This window comes from Streptomyces sp. NPDC001606 (assembly GCF_053596835.1).
In genome coordinates this window covers 26,849-44,219 of sequence record NZ_JBSFHC010000022.1, presented here as the reverse complement: position 1 = coordinate 44,219, position 17,371 = coordinate 26,849, and the positions used below count along the sequence as shown (strand labels likewise).

Genomic DNA, 17,371 nt, shown 5'->3' with positions numbered 1-17,371 from the left:
CACAGGTGAGCGAGGTGAGGAAGACCACGCTTTCCAGGGGTGTTTACATTCCCTTTGCGTACGGCTTTGCTTCACCTGAAGGTCTTTTTGCGTTCGAACGACCAAAGCTCTCGTTCACAGCCGATTTACGGCGGCGTCGGTACCATGCCCCCCATGACTGCGTCCGTCCCCGACGCGCCCACCGAGACGCCGGCCAGCGGCCGCGGTCTCGGCGCGCTCTCCTTGCCGCATCCGGTCAAGCCCAGGCTGCGCGGCTGGCTGCACCTCGGCATGTTCCCGGCCGTACTCATCGCGGGCCTGGTGCTCACCGCTCTCGCCGACTCCCCCAGAGGCCGCATCGCGTGCGGCATCTACGCCCTGACAGCCTGCCTGCTCTTCGGGGTCAGTGCGTTGTACCACCGGGGCAACTGGAGCCCCCGGATGGACGGCGTGCTGCGCCGGCTGGACCACGCCAACATCTTCCTGATCATCGCGGGCACCTACACCCCGCTGACCCTGCTGCTCCTGCCCGGCGCGAAGGGCCAGTGGCTGCTGTGGGGCATCTGGGCCGCGGCGGCGGCCGGGATCGTCTTCCGGGTCTTCTGGGTGGGCGCCCCGCGCTGGCTCTACACCCCCTGCTATCTGGCGATGGGCTGGGCCGCCGTCTTCTTCCTGCCGGACTTCATGCGCGCCGGCGGCATCGCCGTCCTGGTGCTGGTCATCGTCGGCGGACTGCTCTACAGCGCCGGCGGCGTGATCTACGGCATCAAGCGGCCGAACCCCTCCCCGCGCTGGTTCGGCTTCCACGAGGTCTTCCACACCTTCACCCTCGCCGCCTTCGTCGTCCACTACGTCGGCATCTCCCTGGTGGCCTACCAGCACGCCTGACCCCTGCGCCCCCTGCCCTCCGGCCACGGCTCACCCCGAGTCGTGGCCGTTTTTTCGTGCGGCCGACACCGGTCGCCGCCGCGCGCGGCCGCCCACGGCGATGCCCGACAATGACCGGCATGACGGCCGCACGCACCCCCAGCACCTCCCCCGCCGACCGCCCCCGCCTCGGCCTGCGGGAACGCAAGAAGATCAAGACCCGCGAGGCGATCCGCGCGGCGACCTACGCACTCGTCGCCGAGCAGGGGTACGACGCCACCACGATCGACCAGATCGCCGAGCGGGCCGAGGTGTCGCCGTCGACCGTCTTCCGGTACTTCCCGACCAAGGAGGACATCGTCCTCACCGACGAGTACGACCTGCTGATGGCGGACGAACTGCGCGCCCGCCCGGCCGGCGAGCCGCTCATCCAGTCCCTGCGCTACGTCATCCACCGGGCGGTCGACCGCGCGCTGGCCGAGGACCCCGAGGTGGCCCGGCTGCGGGTGCGCCTCGGGGTGGAGATCCCGGCCGTCCGCGGCCGGATGCTGGAGAGCATGGCGAGCACCGGCGCCCTGCTCCGCCAGGTCATCGCGGACCGCACCGGACTCGACCCGGAGGCGCTGGAGGTGCGGGTCCACGCCATGTCGCTGATCGGCGGGCTCATGGAGGTCAACCGCTACTGGGGCGAGACCGGCCAGCAGGACGACCTGGGGGCGCTGATGGAACGCGCCCTGGACGTCCTGGAGCACGGGCTGCCCGTCGAAAACCGCTGAGGCACGGGCCGTACCCCGTGCGATGCTGACGACGTGAACCGAGCCGAGATCCGCGTCGAAGTCGCCCCCGCGCTCCATCTGTTCGTGCCGCACGCCCGGCGGGCCGGAGCCACCCCGCTCGGCACCGACGGAGTCTCGACGCTCGGCCATGTCGTCGAGTCCCTCGGCGTGCCGCTGACCGAGGTCGGCGCCCTGGTCGTGGACGGCCACGAGGTGCCGGTGTCACACATCCCGAAGGCGGGCGAGACGGTCAGCGTCCGCGCCGTGGAACGCCCCCAGCGGGTCCCCGGCGCCCCGCTCCGCTTCCTCCTCGACGTGCATCTCGGCACCCTCGCCCGCCGGCTGCGGCTGCTCGGCGTCGACGCGGCGTACGAGTCGACCGACATCGGCGACCCGGCACTCGCCGCCCGCTCGGCCGCCGAGAAACGGGTCATGCTCAGCCGCGACCGGGGGCTGCTGCGCCGCCGCGAGCTGTGGGCCGGGGCGTTCGTCTACAGCACCCGGCCCGACGACCAACTCCACGACATCCTGGACCGCTTCGCCCCCGAGCTGCGCCCCTGGACCCGCTGCACCGCCTGCAACGGGCTGCTGCGCGAGGCCACCAAGGACGAGGTCGCCGACCAGCTCAAGGGCGGCACGCAACGCTCGTACGACGTCTTCGCCCAGTGCACCGCGTGCGGCCGCGCCTACTGGAAGGGCGCGCACCACGACCAGCTGGAGGCCATCGTGGAGCGCGCCCTGGCCGAGCACGGCTAACGCGCAGTCAGGTCTCCTCCCCGGCAGGCGATGCCGTTGCGGTTGTGGTCCAGGCCCAGCGGGTCGTCACCGCCGTTGACCCGCAGCCGGCCGTAGTGGTTGTGCCGCAGCCAGGCGCACCGGGCCGCCGCCGTCCTGCGCACCTCGGGCGGGAAGACCGTGGGCACGCAGACGTTGGCCGAGCCGTAGTGGCGGTCGCAGCCGGAGAGGGTGGGGCTGACCGGCTGGGCGGCGCGCCTCTTGCCGGGGCCGGTGACCTTGCCGGACAGGTCGTCGGCGAAGGCGTGGACGTGCGGGGCGGCGGCGGTCATGGCCGCCGGGCCGGTCAGATGGACCCACCGGGCCACGGACGGCACCCCGTTCGCGTCGACGGCGAACAGCATGTACCAGCCGGGCGGGGCGATGTCGGGGTTGTTCGTGACGTTGAGGTCGACGTTGTTCCCGTCCACCGACAGCGGCAGATCCACGAACCGCTGGTTCGGGTCGGAGGAGTGCGTCACCGCGGCCGGCCGGATCAGCTCCGCCCGTGCGACGGGCCGGTCCACGGTGATCCGCTGGGTGTCGCCGTACTTCCACTCCTGGCTGATCACCGAGGTGATCGTCGGGCGGGTGCCCTTGTAGAGGTAGGGCGGGGTGTAGAGGGACACGTTGTGGTTCCAGCTGCCGTTGCCCGGGTTGTCGCCGGTGGCCATGACCCGGCCGTCGGGCAGCAGGAACGCGGAGGAGTGGTAACCGCGGTCCTCGGGGTCGGCGGCGACCGGGGCGAAGGTGTTGCTGCCGGGATCGAAGAGCGAGGACTCGTGCACCGGGTCGGCCCGGTTGTGCAGGGCGCCGCCGGTCTCCAGCACCTTGCCGTCGGGCAGCAGCACCGCGGAGACGTACATCTTGCCCTGGCCGCCGGTCTCCGGCCGGGGTCCGGCGCCGAGGTCGACCGTGCCCTGCGGCAGCGGCGGCCCGGCGACGTAGGACGGGTTCGGCTGCTTGAGGTCGATCAGGTCGGTGAGGCGGCCCGCGTCGGGGTTGCTGTCGATGTTGCCGCCGCCGATGGTGAGGACCCGCTGGTCCTGGGCGGGGGGCAGCAGCACCGACGCCGACTGGTCGCGCTGGTCCTTGTTCTGGAGCCCCGGGATCTGGGTGATGGTGTTGGCGTCGTAGTCGTAGACCGCCGCGCCCGTGCCGGGGATGTTGTTGCCGAAGACATGGCTGCCCGTGTAGAAGAGGCGGCCGTCCTGCATCAGGACCATCGCCGGGTACAGGCCCCAGTAGGACCAGGTCTGGTGGACCTGGGACAGCGGCAGCCACTGGTTCTGCGCCGCGCTGAACCGCTCCGCCGTCACCGAGCCGGTGGAGTCCTCGCGGAGCCCGCCGAAGGTGATGACGTCACCGTTGCCCAGCTCGGTCGCCGACGGGTACCAGTGGCCGTCGTTGAGATCGTTGACCTTGGTGTAGGTCTCGGTCCTCGGGTCGAAGACGTAGGAGTCCCGGTAACCCTCGTAGCCGTGGCCGCCGGGGACCGGGTACGCCTTGTTGCCGCTGAGGACGAGCACCCGCCCGTCCTGGAGCTGCACATGGCCCGCGCAGAACATGTCCTTCGGGGTCGGGACGAGCTGGTAGGTGCCGTTGGCGGGGTCGTAGACCGCCGAGGTGAAGGTCCCGGCGGCGAAGCTCTCCTCGCTGTTGCCGGATCCCGCGATCAGCAGCACCTTGCCGTTGTTCAGCACGACGGAGTGCATGGAGCGGACCGGGTTCTGCGTCGGCAGCACGGACCAGCCGCCGTTCGCGCACTGGTCGGCCGTGCCGGTGCACTGCGCGGGTGGAACGGTGTCCGGCACCTGCTCCATGGTGTAGTCGTCGGTGGTCGCCGACCCGGTGCCGTACACCGACACGCCCCAGGTGATGCGGTCGGTGCCGGCCGGGATCTCCGGGGTGCGGACCGTGGCCCGGGTCCAGGCGGCAGCCGTCTCCAGGGTCTTGACGTCGGTCCAGTACTGCCAGCCGGTCGTGCTGTCGTGCCGGAAGAGGGTGACGTTCGCGTCCGGGGTCGTGGTCTTGTACCAGAGCCCCAGGTCGTACTGCTTTCCGACGCTCACGGCGGGCGCGCAGTCGGTGGACTCCAGGAACATCGCCTTGCGGTCGCCGTCGACCCGGCGGGTCAGGCTGACTTTCATGGCCTTCGCACCGGAGTGCGCGTCGGAGGTGGTCTCGTAGCTGAAGTCGTTGTCGCCCCAGCCCGCCTTCTCCCAGCAGTACGGCATGTCACCGGTGCCGGTGGTCTCGAAGCCGGGGTTCTTGATCAGGTTGGCGGCCTCGGCGCTCTGCGGCGAGGTCAGGAGCAGACCGGCGGTCAGGGCGCCCACCCCGACCAGTGCCGTCCGTCTGCGGTACGTGCTCACACGGCTCTCCTTGCGGTCGTACGATCCCCGCGGCGGCGTCGCGGGAGATAGACCAGCGCTTCGGTGCCGACGAAGCGCAGGACGAAGGTCAGCACCAGCGCCAGCGCGGTCGCGGGCAGGACGCCCATACCGAACCGGCCGACGAGCAGCGCGATCAGCGGGATGCGCAGAACGAGGTCGGCGTTGGCGAGCAGCGCGAACCGGCCGAGCCGGTCCCACCAGCGGCGGTGCGCGCGGCGGTCGCGGAACAGCAGCTGCTCGATGAGCAGGAAGTTCCAGCCGACGCCGAGCTGGTTGGCGAGGATCTCGGCGGGGACGTAGTGCAGGCCCAGGGCGGTCAGCGCCCACAGGCCGATCAGGTTGGGGGCGAACCCGCTCGCGCCGATCAGTCCGAAGCCGATCATCCGGGCGGCCGGGGAGGCGCTGCGCAGCCCGGCCAGGTGGCGCAGGAAGCGGAAGCCCTCCCGGGCGGTGGACTTGGACTCCCCCGCGAACCGCTCCTGGAACACGAACGGCACCTCGGCGACCCGGCGCGGCCGGCTGCGGACGGCCAGTTCGAGGAGGATCTTGTAGCCGAGCGGCCGGAGCAGGTCCGCGGTGACGGCGCTGCGCCGGACGGCGAAGAAGCCGCTCATGGGGTCGCTGATGCCGTGCAGCCGGCGGGGGAAGAGGGCCTTGGCGAGCCAGGTGGCGGCGCGCGACACGGCCACCCGGTAGCCGCCGGCGAGTCCGGCCCGGCTGCCGCCCGCGGTGTAGCGGGAGGCGACGACGAGCCCGGCGTGCGTCCGTTCGCCGGTGGCCACCAGCTCGGGGATCAGGGCGGGCGGGTGCTGGCAGTCGCCGTCCATGACGACGACCCACTCCGAGGTCGCGGCCCGCAGCCCCTCCACCACCGCCCCGCCGAGCCCGCCGACCGGTTCCGCCCGGTGCAGGACGGACACCGGGAACGGGCAGTCCTGGGCGGCCTGCCGGATCACCTCGGGGGTGTCGTCGGTGGAGTCGTCCACGAAGACCACCTCGCAGGGCAGCCGGGCGGGCACCGCCTCGGTGATCCGGTGCAGCAGCTGCCGGACGTTCGCGGACTCGTTGAAGGTCGGTACGACGACGGTGACGGCCCCCGGCTCGGGCACCTCGACGGCGTCGAGACCGGGTACGGGCGCGGTGTACTCGCTCATCGGGCGCCTCCTGTGGGCTGGATCCGCCGGATCTCGATGCGGTCGGGTCCGCTGCCGAAGGCGGCGACCGGTGTGGAGTGCTTCAGGGCGGCCCGGACGGTGGGCAGGTCCTTGGCATCGCGGCGGACGGTCGGCGAGGCGACGACGTAGTCGAGGTCCTCCCAGCCGTGCGGCAGGGTCGTGCCGACGGCCGGGTCGAGGTCGGCCTTGTAGAACCAGATCGCGCCGAGCCCGGGCCGGTATCCGGCGTGCACGAGGTCCAGCCAGAGGGCGTCGTCGACGAGGATCCGGGCGTCCGCCGGGTGGGCGACCCGGGTGCCGAGCCAGTGCGACGCCTGCCGGTAGGGCCGGTTGGCGTCGGCGGTGACGGCGGTGCGGTCGCCGTCGTACCAGCGCGGTACGACGTAGGCGCCGGCCGCGACGGCGAGGACCGCGGCGAGCGCGTACCGGCCGCCGGTGACCCGGCGGCGCTCGTCGGGGCGCCGCCGGCGGTGCAGTACGGCGTGTGCCACGGAGGCGGTGGCGCCGGCCAGCACCAGGGCGAGGAAGGGCAGCGCGCCGATGATGTACATGGCGGGCAGATAGCCGCCCGGGCGCAGGGCGACCGCGGTGAGGACCGCGACCGCGAGGGCGGGTCCGGCGAGGGCCCGGGCGGTGACCGACCAGCGCCGGATGAGCAGCAGGAGCAGCGCCCCGGCGAGGCCGCCGAGGGGCAGCACCCGGTCGTAGTAGAGCCAGGAGTGCAGCACCCCGTAGGCGCCGGAGCCCGGGTCGAGGAGGAAGCCGGAGCCGGGCCGGGACATCTGGTAGGTGATCCCGCCCCACAGCGAGACATGTCCGGCGCCGGGCAGCAACTCGCCCTTGAGCAGCGCGAACAGCGGGTACGACAGCCCGATCAGGGCGCAGCCGGTGATGGCTCCGGTGAGGGCGAACTTGCGGGTGTCGCGGTGGCTGTGCCGCCACATGGTGATGAACAGGGCGGGCAGGACGACGAGCATCGTCTCCTTGGTGAGCACGGCCGCGGCGGCGGCGAGCCCTGCGCCGAAGTGGTGCCAGAGGTGGCGGCTGGGCGAGGCGGCGAGGCAGAACGCCAGCAGCAGCCACATCACGGCGATGTTGTCGAGGAAGATCTCGCGGCTGAGGACGACCGCGAGCGGCGAGAGTCCGAACAGGGCCATGCCGAGTCCGGCGGCCCAGCGGGGCAGGCACAGGCGGCGGCCGAGGACGTAGACGAGGACCGCGCTGACTCCGCCGATGCCGAGCATGAGCAGCCGCATGGTGGCGACGGTCATGGAGCCCGGGCTGACGGCCGAGGGTATCCAGCCGAGCAGGGCTATCTGGATCCAGCCGAGCGGCGGGTGGTCGTACCAGTAGGTGTAGTGGGCCAGGCCCCGGCCCTGCTGGACGGCCCAGGCCTGGGCGAGGTAGGTGCCCTCGTCGTCGCTGAGGGCCGGGTAGTCGGCGATGTTCCAGCCCTGGACGACGAGGATCGCCGTCAGCAGGGCCCCGCAGAGCAGCAGGTCGGGCCGGGACGCGCGGAGCCGCTGCGGTGGCGTGGGCCGCTCGGTGGAGCCCGCCGCGGGCGCAGGCGGGTGCTGCGCGGGGACCTGGTCGTCGGTCACCGCGGGGAGGATGGAGGTCACGCGGGAACGTCCTCTCGGATCGGCTCGGCCGCGTCGAGGTGCGCGCCCACGTGCCGGGTCAGCTCCCAGTCGGTGCGGCCGCGCTGCTCGCGCCATACGGCACGGATCGCGGCGCCGGCCAGGAGCACCTGGTAGAAGGGGCCGCCCACGAGGAGTTTCAGATAGTGGACGAGGCGCACCCGCAGGCCGTACTGCCTGCCGAAGTCGTGCAGTCCGACCACCTCGAAGACGACGGTGACGGCCGCGGTGACCAGCGGCAGGAAGGTGAGGAAGGCGACGCCGACGGGCACGTCGAGGAAGAGCGCGACGGCCGCGTTCAGCGGGATGACCAGTCCGCAGAAGGCCTGCATGAACGGTGTCATCAGGGTGTAGCGGGCGAGCAGCCGCTGGCCGTGTCCGGGCAGCTGCTTCCAGTCCTTCTTCCGGTAGACCTGGAGGAAGCCCTGGTCCCAGCGGGTGCGCTGTTTGAGCAGCGCCATCAGACTGCCCGGGGTCTCCTCGCGGGTGACCATGGCGGAGTCGTAGGCGACGACGACCTTCTTGCCGATGCTGGACAGCCGCACCCCGAGGTCGCAGTCCTCGGCCAGGCAGTCGGGGTCCCAGCCCTCCGCGTCCCGCAGCACGTCGGTGCGGACGAAGACGGTGTTGCCGCCGAGCGGGATGAACCCCTTCTGCGCGTGCAGATGGAGCCGCGAGCGGAACCAGAAGAAGTACTCCAGGCAGTTGCGCAGGCTGTACCAGCTGGAGTGGAAGTTGATGAGCTGGACCCCGCCCTGGACGACGTCCGCGCCGGTGCTGCGGAAGGCGTGGTCGACATGGGCGAGCAGTTCGGGATGGACCTGGTCCTCGGCGTCGAAGACCCCGACGACATCGCCGCGGCAGTGCGGCAGCGCCGTGTTCATGGCCTTCGGCTTGTTCTTCTTGTCGTGGGTGTCCACGACCACCCGGACCCGCGGATCGCGCCGGGCGGCCGCCTCGGCCACCTCGGTCGTCTCCGGGTCGTCGTGTCCGACGATGACGATGATCTCGAAGTCGGCGTGGCGGGAGCGGAGCAGCCGCTGGATGGTGTGGTCGAGCACGGCCTGTTCGTGCCGGGCCGGTACCAGCAGTGAGAAGGAGAGGTGTTCGGCGCCGTCGGGGCGGCCGAACCGGGTGGAGGCGAGCACCTCGGGCGTGCGCCACGCGTGCATCTGCCACCACAGAGTGAAAGCCGCCATCCAGAACAGCGCAAGCGAGACGGCAGCGATGAAGACGGACGTCAGCAAAGATCCCCCCAGATCCCCTGATAATCCCCTGTAACCCCCTGGGCGTACGACGACGGATCGACGCTGGGTCAGCGTTGCGTCACCCGTCGTGTCGCTGTGCAGAGACTAGGGGGGATCTGTGAAGCGCGGGGACCGTTCCGATAAATGGCGTGTTTCGGAACGGCGGTGCTAAGCGGGGGCAAGCGGTATCTATCCGAACACGTGGTTCACATTCGGACAGTTGACGCGTTCCGTCGGCGTGCCGTCCGCGCCGCTCAGTGCCCGTTCAGCACGGCCCGCAGCCGCTCCGGATCGGCCGTGGGGGCGTCGCAGGTGAAGTTGCGGCAGACATAGGCGGCCGGCTCGCCGCCCGGCAGCGGCCGGTCGGCGAGCAGCGGGAACTCGTCACTCCCCGGCGCGCCGACGGCGACGACGGCGCCCGGCGCGGTGCCGAGCAGCGCCGTGCGGTGCAGTACGGCCGTCCGGTCGTCGTCCTCCGGCCCGACCACGGCGACCTCCTTGGGCCCGTCGAGCAGTGCCTCGGCGACGGCGAGCCCCCAGCCGATGAACCGGGGCACCCGCGGCCCGAGGGCCTTCACCACGCCCAGCGCCCGTTCGGCGCCGGTGCGGTGGACCTCCGACCCGGTGTGGGCGGCGTACCCGAGGAGGGCGCCGGCCGCGGCGGTCCAGCCGGACGGGGTGGCGTTGTCGGTCGGGTCCTGGGGGCGGCGGATGAGCCGCTCGGCATCGGCCGCGGTGTCGTAGAGGGCGCCGGTCTCCTGGTCGGTGAAGCGGGCGAGCACCTGGTCGAGGAGGAGGCCGGCGAAGTCCAGCCAGACGCCCTCGCCGGTCACCGAGGCGAGGGCGAGGAAGCCCTCGGCGACGTCGGCGTAGTCCTCCAGGACGCCGGCGTTGCCGCCGACGCGGCCGTCCTTGCTGGTGCGGGAGAGCCGGGCGTGCTCGTCCAGGTGCACCCGGACGAGCAGGTCGGCGGCGCCGAGGGCGGCCTCGACCAGGTCGGGCCGGTCGAAGTAGGCGCCGGTCTCGGCGAGCGCGGCGACGGCGAGCCCGTTCCAGGCGGCGACGACCTTGTCGTCCCGGCCGGGCGCGGGACGCTCCGCGCGGGCGGCGAGCAGGCGCCGCCGCACGGAGTCGATCCGCCCGGCCTCGACGACGCCTTCGCTCTGCGGCAGCTGGAGCACCGACTGCCCGTGCTCGAAGGTGCCCTCCACGGTCACCCCGAAGTACTGGGCGGCGAGGGCGGCGTCGTCCTCGCCCAGCACCTCGCGCAGCTGCTCCGGCGTCCAGACGTAGTAGGCGCCCTCGACGTGCCGGCCGGTGCCGTCGTCGCTGTCGGCGTCGAGCGCCGAGGCGAACCCGCCCTCGGGAGTGCGCAGTTCGCGCACCATGAAGTCGGCGGTCTCCAGCGCGACCCGCCGGGCGAGATCCGAGCCGGTGGCCCGCCACAGATGCGCGTACACCCGGCAGAGCAGGGCGTTGTCGTACAGCATCTTCTCGAAGTGCGGCACGACCCAGTCGCGGTCCACGGAGTAGCGGGCGAAGCCGCCGCCGAGCTGGTCGTAGATGCCGCCGCGGGCCATCCGCTCGCAGGTGTCCTGCGCCATCTGGAGGGCGCCCTCGGCGCCGGTGCGGGCGTGGTGGCGCAGCAGGAACTCGATCACCATGGACGGCGGGAACTTGGGCGCCCCGCCGAATCCGCCGCGCTGGGGGTCGTACTCCCGGGTGAGCCCGAGCAGCGCCTGCGCCTGCTCCTGCTCGCCGGGCGCCTGTGCGGCATGCCGGACGATCTCCCGCTGGGACAGGTCGCGGACGATCTTCCCGGCGACCTCGGTGACCTCCTCGCGGCGGCCCGACCAGGCCTGCTGGACCCCCTCCAGGACCTGCCGGAAGGAGGGCATCCCGTGCCGCGGGGCGGGCGGGAAGTAGGTGCCGAAGTAGAACGGCTCGGCGTCCGGGGTGAGGAACACGGTCATGGGCCAGCCGCCCTGCCCGGTGGCGGCCTGTACGGCCTCCATGTAGACGGCGTCGACGTCGGGCCGCTCCTCGCGGTCGACCTTGACGCTGACGAAGTGGGCGTTGAGGTACTCGGCGGTGGCCTGGTCCTCGAAGGACTCGTGGGCCATGACATGGCACCAGTGACAGCTGCTGTACCCGACGCTCAGCAGCACGGGCCGGTCGCTCCTGCGGGCCTCCTCGAAGGCCTCGGTCGACCAGGGCCACCAGTCGACCGGGTTGTCGGCGTGCTGGAGGAGGTACGGGGAGGTCTCATGCGCCAGTCGGTTCACCACGCTCCCACTCTCCCACGGGCTCCGGCACCGCGTAGAAACGCACCAGGACCGGGCGCGCCTCGGCCGGCGCCTCCTCGCGCGGGTGGCTGTACCGGCCGAGCAGTTCGTGGTACTCCCGCAGGAAGGCGAGGAGTTCCTCCCTGGTCATCCAGGTGTTGTGGCGCTGGACCTGGGCCCAGCCCTCGGGGCCGCGGTACTCCTCGTGGGCGCGGCGGTAGAGGGCCGTGTCGAACTCGATCTTCAGGTGCGCGAGTTCGGCGGCGGCCGCGTACTCCTCGCGGGTCATGGCGGCCGGGTCGGGGGTGGTGTGGCTGAACGGCAGGGTCCGCCACCAGCGCTCCCGCCCGCCCGACTTCTCCGGGATCTCCTCGATGAGCCGCTGCTCGGCGAGTTTGCGCAGGTGGTAGCTGGTGGTGCCGGAGCTTTCCCCGAGTTCGCGGGCGAGGACGGTCGAGTTGGCCTCGCCGTGCCGGCCGAGATAGTCGAGGATGCGGCGGCGCAGCGGATTGCCGAGGGACTTGTAGAGGGCGGTGCGCTCCAGGCTGGTCATCTCGGGCATGCCGTCGGTCATGCCGCCCACCGTATCCCTGAGAACCCTGAGAAGCCCCGGAGATCTGCCGAATTTTCTTTGCAGAGATTTCTCTGCGGTCTAGAGTGGAGGCAGTCGGAGGAAGCACGGGCTGCGAGGGGGGATCGCTGTGCGAAACGAGGGAAGCCGGGCGTTCATGGGATTCAGGCGGAGGTGGCCCTTGGTGGCGCTGGGCGGGGCAGCGGTGCTGCTCGTGCCGTGGATGGCGGTGCTGGCGGTGACGCTCCCGGGCAGCACCCGGGTGGAGAACTGGCCGCTGGCCTGGATCGGCCTCGACGTGCTGATGGCGGCCGGCTGCGCGGCCACGGCCCTGCTGGGCCTGCGCGCCGACCCGCGCGGCCGCCTCACCGCGTCCGCGACGGCCTCGGTGGCGGTCCTGGACGCCTGGTTCGACCTCACCACGGCCGGCACCGGCGGCGCCCTGCTCCAGGCGGCCCTGTCCGCGCTGGCGGAGGCGGCACTGGCGGCGGTCTGCGTCCACCTGGCGATATCCCGGAGCCGGAGCGGGGGCCGGGGCGGCGCGGACCGCGGGACGCGGGGCAGCGCCCGTTAGCCCGACGGCTCACAGGAGAAGGGCGTGCGGGGACGGCGGGCGTCGCGACACGCGAGCCCGGCGGTACCGCACCGCCGGACCCGTCGGCGGACCGCTGCCCGCTCCCGCCCCTGTTACCGGGACTGCTACTGCTTGACGCGCCCGGAAGCCTCGCTCTTCGCGCCGGCCTCCTCGCCGGAGGGCTCCGCCTCCTTGAAGTCGACCTTGTTCATGTGCTTGCTCATCGACTTCATCAGGCCCCACACCGCCAGGGCCATCACCGCGAAGACGATGAAGCCCAGGACGCCGGGGGTGACCTTGTTCTGGTCCAGGTCCTTGGCGAGGGGGACGAGGTGCGTCACTGCCAGGCTCACGCTTGCGCTCATGTCAGGCATTGTCCCGGATGCCCGCGAAGAGGTCGTCCTCGGGGAGGGAGGTATCGACGAGCGACTTCGCCAGCTCGTACTCCTCCGTCGGCCAGACCTCCTTCTGGACGTCCAGCGGCACCTTGAACCAGCCGCCGTCCGGGTCGATCTGCGTGGCGTGCGCGATCAGCGCCTTGTCACGGATCTCGTAGAAGTCCGCGCAGGGGATGTGCGTGGTCAGGGTGCGCTCGGTGCGCTGGATCTCGTCCCACCGCTTGAGCCACTCCCCGTACGGCGACTCCAGGCCGCGGTCGAGCATCGCCTGGTGCAGGGCCAGGGTGCGGGGGCGGTTGAAGCCCTGGTTGTAGTAGAGCTTCAGCGGCTGGTAGGCGGGCCCGTACTCGCTCTCGGGGTACTTCTCGGTGTCCGCCGCGCCCTCGAACGCCACCATGGAGATCTTGTGGGTCATGATGTGGTCGGGGTGCGGGTAGCCGCCGTTCTCGTCATAGGTGGTGATCACCTGGGGGCGGAAGGTGCGGATCTTCCGCACCAGCTCGCCGGCCGCCTTGTCGACGTCCTCCAGGGCGAAGCAGCCCTCGGGCAGCGGCGGCAGCGGGTCGCCCTCCGGGAGACCGGAGTCGACGAAGCCCAGCCACTCCTGCTTCACCCCGAGGATCTCGCGGGCCTCGTCCATCTCCTTCTTGCGCACCTCGTGGATGTGCTCCTCGATGTACGCGTCGCCTTGCAGCTTGGGATTGAGGATGGACCCGCGCTCTCCGCCGGTGCAGGTCACCACCAGCACGTCCACCCCCTCGGACACGTACTTCGCCATGGTCGCCGCGCCCTTGCTCGACTCGTCGTCGGGGTGCGCGTGAACGGCCATCAGTCGCAGCTGGTCAGTCAAGACTCAATCCTCGGATAGTCGGCGCCCCCGTGGCTCAGGGCGCAATCGCCGGCTTCTATAGTGACCGAATCGGGGGGCGATTAATTCCGCGGAGAGGACGATCATGGGTACGGCGACCACCCGGCTGCCCGAGGGCCGCTACGGCCGCTCCTCGGACGAGCGCGCCGACCGCAGGCTCAAGGTCGCCGCGGCGGTGTTCGGCGCGGCCCTGCTCGCGCTGGTCGGCTACTTCGCCTACCACTATGTCGCCGAGAGCAAGATCAGCGCCCAGGTGATCACCTTCCAGGCCACGGACACCGCGGTGAAGATCCATCTGGAGGTCCACAAGGACTCCGGCACCGACGGCTACTGCACCCTGCGGTCCCAGGCGGCGGACGGCGCCGAGGTGGGCCGGGCCGACTTCCGGTTCAGCGGTCCGGACACCCGGATCGACAAGGTCGTCACGCTGCGTACGACCGCCAAGGGCACGACGGCGGAGCTGCTGGGCTGCCACACCGGCTGACCGGCGCCGGTTCCCTCGCGGACATCGCCCGACTTCACCCGGAATACGTAGGCGCTGACCTGCGTTGATGAGATTCTGATGGCTTATGTCCTCCCCCTTCCGGCCTTGAATTGTTAGGCTCGTGGTTTCGCCCATCCGAGAGGGAACATTCTTCTGGGTAGGGCGATGCTTTGTATTCCCAGTACCGACGAGGAGCACCCTGTGACCCAGACCAGCGAGAACGTCACCTGGCTGACCCAGGAGGCGTACAACAAGCTCAAGGACGAGCTTGCGTACCTTACTGGTCCTGCGCGCACGGAGATCGCCGCAAAGATCGCGGCCGCGCGCGAGGAGGGCGACCTGCGTGAGAACGGCGGGTACCACGCGGCCAAGGAGGAGCAGGGCAAGCAGGAGCTGCGCGTGCGCCAGCTCACCCAGCTCCTTGAGAACGCCCAGGTGGGCGAGGCTCCGGCCTCCGCCGACGGTACCGTCGCGCCGGGCATGGTCGTCACGATCGCCTTCGACGGTGACGAGGACGACACGCTGACGTTCCTGCTCGCCTCCCGTGAGTACGCGAGCACCGACATCGAGACGTACTCGCCGCAGTCGCCGCTCGGCTCCGGCGTCATCGGCCACAAGGTCGGCGAGGACGCCGAGTACGAGCTGCCGAACGGCAAGAAGGCCTCGGTCCGGATCCTGAAGGCCGAGCCCTACACGGGCTGACGGGCCTTCCCCCCACCCCAGACATCCGCCCCCGGCGCCCCTCGGCACCGGGGGCTCTGTCATGCCCGGGGGTACCGGCCTGCGGCCGCGCTCTCAGCGCATGACCGTGTAGCCCGCGTCCCGCAGCGCCTGCTCGACCTCGGTGCAGTGCACCGGGCCCATGGTCTCCAGGTGCAGCTCCACCTCGGCCTCGGTCAGTCCGAGCCGGGGGTCGGTGCGGACATGGCTGACGTCGAGCACGTTCGCGTCGGCCGCGGACAGCACGCCGAGCAGGGTGGCGAGCGCGCCCGGCCGGTCCACGAGCCGCAGCCGTACGGCCAGATACCGGCCCTGCGCCGCCATGCCGTGCCGCAGGACGCGTTGCATCAGCACCGGGTCGACGTTCCCGCCGGAGAGGACCGCGACCACCGGGCCCTCGAAGGCGTCCGGCGCCGCCAGCAGCGCCGCGACCGGGCTCGCCCCGGCCGGTTCCACGACCAGCTTGGCCCGCTCCAGACACAGCAGCAGCGCGGCCGACAGCTGGTCCTCGCCGACGGTGCGCACCTCGTCGACCAGCTCGCTGACGATCCCGAACGGCACCACGCCCGGCCGCCCCACCTTGATGCCGTCCGCCATCGTCGCCGGGTCGCGCACGGACACCGGGTGGCCGACGGCCAGCGAGGGCGGGTAGGCCGCCGCGCCCTCCGCCTGCACCCCGACGATCCTGACGTCCGGCCGCAGCGCCTTCACCGCGACCGCGATACCGGCCGCCAGCCCGCCGCCGCCGACACCCACGACGATCGTGCGCACCTCCGGGCACTGCTCCAGGATCTCCAGGCCCACCGTGCCCTGGCCCGCGATGACGTCCGGGTGGTCGAAGGGGTGGATGAACACCGCGCCGGTCCGGTCCGCGTAGTCCTGGGCGGCGGCCAGCGTCTCGTCGACGACCTGGCCGTGCAGGCGCACCTCCGCGCCGTACTCCCGGGTCGCACTGATCTTCGGCAGGGGCGCGCCCTTCGGCATGAACACCGTGGCGTGCACGCCCAGGAGCGCGGAGGCCAGCGCCACGCCCTGCGCGTGGTTCCCGGCGCTCGCCGCGACCACACCGGCCGCCCGCTCCTCCGGCAGCAGCCCGGCGATCCGCACGTAGGCACCGCGCAGCTTGAACGAGCCGGTCCGCTGGAGGTTCTCGCACTTCAGATGGACCGGCGCGCCGACCAGCTGGGACAGATGCCGGCTGCCCTCCATCGCGGTCACCCGTGCCACGCCCGAGAGCATCTTCTGGGCTCCGCGCACATCGTCGAGGGTGACGGAACGCAAGGAGTCAGCGGTGCCGTAGCTCATGACTCCAGCATCGCAGTTCACAGCCGCACACGGCGGACGTGACCAAGCTGCGAGACCGGTTTGCGCAGCGCCGGTACGGTCCGCCCCCGGGCCGCGTAACCTGTCCCCCACACCAGCAGCCCTTCATGAAGTGAGCCTCCGGCCATGCCCACAACACCTGACATGTCGATGGACATGAGGACCGTCGGTGACCCCGGTCTTCTCGACGTCCTCCAGCACGAGGTGGCGTTGTTCGCCCGCCGTGCGGAACAGACGCGGCTCGGCGGTGTCGGGCAGGTGCGCAACTCCATGGACCGCGCCGCGTATCTGCTGCTCAACCGGCTCGACAAGGAAGGCCCGATGGGCGTCAAGGCGCTCGCCGCGAGCATGGGCATCGACTCCTCGACGGTCACCCGGCAGGTGGCACCGCTGGTCGACACCGGGCTCGTCAAGCGCACCTCGCACCCCGAGGACGGCCGCGCGGTGGTGCTCCAGCTGTCCCCGCGCGGGTCCACCCGGCTGGAGGAGGTGCGCTCCTCCAGGCGTCAGCTGATGGCCGAGCTGACCCAGGACTGGGCGCCCGAGGAGCGCGAGCAGTTCTGCTCCCTGCTGACGCGCTTCAACCACGCGCTCTCCGCGCGGATGTCGGTCCCGGCCGGCCAGGCCGCGGAGCAGCCGCCCGCTTCCTGAGCCCCGGCCGCGCCGATCGGTTCCGGCCTCTTGACCCCCGGGCCCCGCTGGCCTCATATGAGACCGGGCCCTGAGTCGTACGCGGTTCACCCGTCCGTACCGGACAGGGCCCCGTCAGCGTCAGGGGGAGGCGTGGTGCGCGATCGGCAGGTGTCCCACGGTGCCCGCCGGGCCCAGGAGTTCGAGGCGTTCGTCGCGGGCGCGGCCGGGCGGCTGCTGCACGCCGCCACGCTGGTCACCGCGGAGCCGCCGGACGCCAACCCGCGCGCGCGGCGCCTGCTGACCCTGGCCCTCGGCCACACCTACGCCCGCTGGGACCGGTTGCGCGGCGAGGACCCGTACGACTGTGCCCGCCAGTACCTCGCCACCCGCTTCGCCCGCGCGACCTGGCACCGGTACGGCGCACTCGGCCGGACCCGCCCGGACCCGAGCGGTCCGCTGGCCGCGCTGGGGCCGCAGGAACGGCTGATCCTGGTGCTGCGGCTGTACGAGGGGGTCGCCGAGGAGCAGGCGGCGGCGCTGCTCGGCCTGCCCCTCGAACGGGTGCGCACCGTCTGCGACCGGGCGACGGCCACCGTGCTGCATCCGGTCCGGCCGGCCGGACCGCGCGCGACAGGCACGAAGGTGGCCCCGTCGTGAACCG

Annotated in this window: 17 protein-coding genes; 8 read left to right on the top strand and 9 right to left on the bottom strand. The window is 71.7% G+C overall.

Annotated features, from left to right (window positions below):
- Window positions 1-153 precede the first annotated feature (153 nt).
- The 3 genes from trhA (at window position 154) to ACWCV9_RS31440 (ending at window position 2,378) form a co-directional block, all read left to right on the top strand.
- A complete protein-coding gene (gene trhA, locus ACWCV9_RS31450; RefSeq protein WP_450791658.1) occupies window positions 154-867 on the top strand; it encodes a PAQR family membrane homeostasis protein TrhA in 714 nt (237 codons plus the stop codon).
- A gap of 119 nt (window positions 868-986) precedes the next feature.
- Complete coding sequence (locus tag ACWCV9_RS31445) at window positions 987-1,622, top strand: TetR/AcrR family transcriptional regulator (protein WP_450791656.1); 636 nt, start codon at window positions 987-989, stop codon at window positions 1,620-1,622.
- Between the two features lie 33 nt (window positions 1,623-1,655).
- Window positions 1,656-2,378, top strand: coding sequence for a Mut7-C RNAse domain-containing protein (locus ACWCV9_RS31440; protein ID WP_450791654.1), 723 nt, complete (start codon window positions 1,656-1,658; stop codon window positions 2,376-2,378).
- Here ACWCV9_RS31440 and ACWCV9_RS31435 read toward each other — a convergent pair.
- From ACWCV9_RS31435 to ACWCV9_RS31410, 6 genes are all read right to left on the bottom strand, one after another.
- Window positions 2,375-4,771, bottom strand: coding sequence for a galactose oxidase-like domain-containing protein (locus ACWCV9_RS31435; RefSeq protein WP_450791653.1), 2,397 nt, complete (start codon window positions 4,769-4,771; stop codon window positions 2,375-2,377). The two genes, ACWCV9_RS31440 and ACWCV9_RS31435, sit on opposite strands and share 4 nt — an antisense overlap.
- Window positions 4,768-5,946, bottom strand: a complete 1,179-nt coding sequence (locus ACWCV9_RS31430; RefSeq protein WP_450791651.1) for a glycosyltransferase — start codon at window positions 5,944-5,946, stop codon at window positions 4,768-4,770. The genes ACWCV9_RS31435 and ACWCV9_RS31430 overlap by 4 nt, the downstream gene beginning before the upstream one ends.
- Window positions 5,943-7,589: an ArnT family glycosyltransferase gene (locus ACWCV9_RS31425; protein ID WP_450791649.1), complete on the bottom strand. Its 1,647-nt coding sequence runs from the start codon at window positions 7,587-7,589 to the stop codon at window positions 5,943-5,945. Before ACWCV9_RS31425 ends, ACWCV9_RS31430 begins: the two co-directional genes overlap by 4 nt.
- Window positions 7,586-8,854, bottom strand: a complete 1,269-nt coding sequence (locus ACWCV9_RS31420; RefSeq protein WP_385847813.1) for a glycosyltransferase — start codon at window positions 8,852-8,854, stop codon at window positions 7,586-7,588. Before ACWCV9_RS31420 ends, ACWCV9_RS31425 begins: the two co-directional genes overlap by 4 nt.
- Before the next feature lie 254 nt (window positions 8,855-9,108).
- Window positions 9,109-11,142, bottom strand: coding sequence for a thioredoxin domain-containing protein (locus tag ACWCV9_RS31415; protein WP_450791648.1), 2,034 nt, complete (start codon window positions 11,140-11,142; stop codon window positions 9,109-9,111).
- Window positions 11,120-11,713, bottom strand: a complete 594-nt coding sequence (locus ACWCV9_RS31410) for an ArsR/SmtB family transcription factor (protein ID WP_450791647.1) — start codon at window positions 11,711-11,713, stop codon at window positions 11,120-11,122. The genes ACWCV9_RS31415 and ACWCV9_RS31410 overlap by 23 nt, the downstream gene beginning before the upstream one ends.
- 181 nt (window positions 11,714-11,894) lie before the next feature.
- Between ACWCV9_RS31410 and ACWCV9_RS31405 the strand changes: the two genes are divergently transcribed.
- The gene (locus ACWCV9_RS31405; RefSeq protein WP_450791646.1) at window positions 11,895-12,284 is read left to right on the top strand and encodes a hypothetical protein; all 390 of its coding nucleotides are present in this window, start codon (window positions 11,895-11,897) and stop codon (window positions 12,282-12,284) included.
- Window positions 12,285-12,409: 125 nt separating this feature from the next.
- Here ACWCV9_RS31405 and ACWCV9_RS31400 read toward each other — a convergent pair whose 3' ends face one another.
- A complete protein-coding gene (locus tag ACWCV9_RS31400) occupies window positions 12,410-12,658 on the bottom strand; it encodes a hypothetical protein (protein ID WP_385847819.1) in 249 nt (82 codons plus the stop codon).
- Complete coding sequence (mca, locus tag ACWCV9_RS31395; RefSeq protein ID WP_450791645.1) at window positions 12,651-13,532, bottom strand: mycothiol conjugate amidase Mca; 882 nt, start codon at window positions 13,530-13,532, stop codon at window positions 12,651-12,653. The genes ACWCV9_RS31400 and mca overlap by 8 nt, the downstream gene beginning before the upstream one ends.
- A gap of 103 nt (window positions 13,533-13,635) precedes the next feature.
- On the opposite strand from mca, the gene ACWCV9_RS31390 reads away from it, so the two are divergent.
- Both ACWCV9_RS31390 and greA read left to right on the top strand, forming a co-directional pair.
- A complete protein-coding gene (locus tag ACWCV9_RS31390) occupies window positions 13,636-14,034 on the top strand; it encodes a DUF4307 domain-containing protein (protein WP_450791644.1) in 399 nt (132 codons plus the stop codon).
- Between the two features lie 201 nt (window positions 14,035-14,235).
- Complete coding sequence (gene greA, locus ACWCV9_RS31385) at window positions 14,236-14,736, top strand: transcription elongation factor GreA (RefSeq protein ID WP_385847823.1); 501 nt, start codon at window positions 14,236-14,238, stop codon at window positions 14,734-14,736.
- 93 nt (window positions 14,737-14,829) lie between these two features.
- Here greA and ilvA read toward each other — a convergent pair whose 3' ends face one another.
- Window positions 14,830-16,059 carry a threonine ammonia-lyase gene (gene ilvA, locus ACWCV9_RS31380; protein WP_450791643.1) on the bottom strand — a complete coding sequence of 410 codons (1,230 nt, stop codon included), beginning with the start codon at window positions 16,057-16,059 and terminating at the stop codon, window positions 14,830-14,832.
- 162 nt (window positions 16,060-16,221) lie between these two features.
- On the opposite strand from ilvA, the gene ACWCV9_RS31375 reads away from it, so the two are divergent.
- Complete coding sequence (locus tag ACWCV9_RS31375; RefSeq protein WP_450791791.1) at window positions 16,222-16,728, top strand: MarR family winged helix-turn-helix transcriptional regulator; 507 nt, start codon at window positions 16,222-16,224, stop codon at window positions 16,726-16,728.
- 135 nt (window positions 16,729-16,863) lie between these two features.
- Window positions 16,864-17,367, top strand: coding sequence for a sigma factor-like helix-turn-helix DNA-binding protein (locus ACWCV9_RS31370; protein ID WP_450791641.1), 504 nt, complete (start codon window positions 16,864-16,866; stop codon window positions 17,365-17,367).
- Window positions 17,368-17,371: the final 4 nt, after the last annotated feature.